At 31.4% G+C, this 2,341-nt stretch carries 1 protein-coding gene; it reads right to left on the bottom strand.

Features of this window, described 5'->3' with window-relative positions:
* Positions 1 to 140 precede the first annotated feature (140 nt).
* The coding region (locus OQ5_RS0109475; protein ID WP_016777264.1) for a helicase-related protein at positions 141 to 2,341 on the bottom strand (2,201 nt) is incomplete at its 5' end.

Here is a 2,341-nt window from a genome sequence, read left to right as displayed (position 1 = left end):
GTTGTCTATCCTACCAAAGAAAGAATTAGCAATGTGTCGATTTCAGAAATTATCTCATATTTTTTTTGGCATTTTATGTAGCACATCGTTTTGACACCTAAATATCAGCCATAAATTTTAATAGATGAAGCAAATACGGCTCATAGTTTGTTTATTATTTTTTTATGTTCTTTTGTTAGGGTTGAAGGACTTTCCATGAAAACCTTTTCAAAGAGTTGGATTTTTTCTTTTAAAGATAATTTTATAAGGTTTTGATTTTTATTCCACCATTTATAGAATTCGACAGGTTGGGTTGAATAAGGGATTATGGCCTGAACAGGTTTATCGTATCCTTTAAATTCTATTCTTGCCTTTAAACCTAAAGCATCGTTGAAATATTGAGAGTGATTAGCTTTTAATTTAGATATTAGTAATTCAAAAACCTCTTTGGTTACCTTCAGCTCTTTTTTTCTTCGAATTTTATCAAAAGATACAGGATCTTCCGTTAACCATTTTGAAACCTTCATTGTCTTTAGACCGGAGTTGGTATTGATGGTAATCAAATCTTTCACAGAATAACATTTATCCCGAGAAGGGTGAAAGATGTTTATATTATAGTCATTTTCTTGATTTTTTTGATAGTTAATCGAAAATAATTCTTTTTTTTTCAGTGTTTCTATTATATCAGTATTGTTTGTTGTACCTCCTTTATATTTTTCTATAAGAATATCAACGTCTGAACCAAGGAAAAAGTCTTCAATGAAATTCCACCGTTCTTCGTTAGTGAAGCTTCTCAAAAAGAAATGGTCAAAAATCTGATTGCTTAAATAATGTCTTTCAAGGGTTTTACTTAGAAGTGTATTGGTGTATTCAGTATTATTAGCATCTTTTTCAATTCTTTGGGGATCGTTAATACGAACATATAACATAGGATTTTCGCCACCTTTTATTTCAAAAGTTCCTAATTCCAATATTTCTAAAAAATACCCCAATCGTACATAGGTGATAGCATTGGCTTTTTTATTGGTTACAAACCGATAAGCAGTTGAATTATCAGTATTTCCAAAAAGAGTATTTAAACGCTTAAGAAGGGCACTAAAACTTGAAAGATATTGTGTGTTAAATATTCTATACTTTAAGTCTCCCGATATTCTTCTTCGTTGTAAGAAAGCATTAGGTTCAATTATGCCTGGTTGAGTTAACCGTCCTGAATATGAAGAGAGGATAAACTTACTGAGTTTTTCCGATTTATTTGTGTCATTGATATAATTATTAAGTTTGGTTTGAAAATCTTCTTTTGTAAAGAATCCTTGCGAATTGGCGAAAATACTTTGGATTGCGGTTAGTATAGCTTTTATTTTCTCAAATACATTGTCTAAGGTGTCGAGTCGTTCAAAAGAAATTTTTAATTGGGGAACTAGTTCAATATTTTCATTTTTGAATAATTGCCCGGTGTAAAATTCTCTTTTTAGTAAAGGAAAACTTTTATCCCTAAAATATTCCTGCCAAAGTTTATCCAGGTCCATTTCAATTATGGTATAACCATTGCCAGTAGAATGAAGACTTCTGAAAGTGTCTATGTATTTCAATTGAAGGATATTTAAATGTTGATCAGATATCCGAGCATAAATTTTCACAAAAAGTTTTTTAGGTCTTGCAATGATTACATTAAAACGGTTTTTGGCCAAATAATCTTTCTCGATCATCATTAAAGCTGTTAAAACTTTTTGATCTAAATCAAATGCGTTTTCGAAGATGTGTCCAAAATCGTCAACCGATAATAGTAAATTTCTCTTTTTATTGTTTTTTAAATACGTTTTATGAATTTTCTTTAGAACTTCCCTTAATTGATATTGTTTTAGAGCCGACATTCCATGAAGTGCTTTAGTAAAGCGCTGGTCCTGTGAAGAATAGTTTAGGGTTGCAAATCCCTTGAGTCCCGGTTTTCTGGCAACTCTTCCAATTTCCTGTACATAGTCCGGGAGTAGTCCGGAAGGAGCATGATGATAAACAACTTGAATATCTGCAATATCTACACCCATACCAAAAGCTTTGGTTGATACCATAATCTTTTTTTCGCCACTTTTGAATTGTCTGTTTGAATATTCTTTATTGTGAGCGTCAAGGGTACCATAATAACCTGTAGCAATATCAAGACCTTCAGAATTAAGTTGATCTAAAATTTGGCGAATATGCCTTGTGTATGGGGTATAGACTAATGTTTTTACATTTAGCTCATTTACTTTCTTTAAGAAATCAACAGTTTGTAAAAGCTTATTGGTCTCATAATTGGTAGCGAAATCTTCGTGATTATTTACAATGAATTCTATGTCGTTTCGTTTAACTTGTCCTATGAAGATGT

The organism is Anaerophaga thermohalophila str. Valhall (genome assembly GCF_000250735.1).
In the GTDB taxonomy this organism is placed as follows: Bacteria; Bacteroidota; Bacteroidia; order Bacteroidales; family Marinilabiliaceae; genus Anaerophaga; species Anaerophaga thermohalophila_A.
Note: the sequence above shows the minus strand (reverse complement) of the source record. Positions and strands in the feature narration are given on the sequence as shown.